Annotated in this window: 1 protein-coding gene; it reads right to left on the reverse strand. The window is 52.0% G+C overall.

Annotation, left to right across the window (positions count from 1 at the left end; genetic code table 11):
• The coding region (locus A142_RS20210; RefSeq protein WP_019823551.1) for a Mu transposase domain-containing protein at window positions 1-256 on the reverse strand (256 nt) is incomplete at both ends.

The following is a 256-nucleotide window of genomic DNA, read 5'->3' on the forward strand; positions in this document are numbered from 1 at the left end:
GACTTCTCGTGTGGCTGCGCCGATATTGGCCCCCCAACTAAGCAAGCGCTCTGGTGACCACTTCTGATGTTGATGGTTGCTTGGCATGTGCTCTGGTTGGGTGCTGTTTCCGCGATCTCTTTGGCTACGTGGATGCTGGGCGACCACGTTACCTTTATGGTAGATCTGCACCAGACGATTAGAGGCTTCTAGTTCGACATGATGACCGACAAGTTGATGGGGAACTGAGTAGTAATGACGGCGATATTCGATGTGA

The organism is Vibrio splendidus 12E03, from assembly GCF_000272105.2.
Lineage (GTDB): Bacteria > Pseudomonadota > Gammaproteobacteria > Enterobacterales > Vibrionaceae > Vibrio > Vibrio splendidus_I.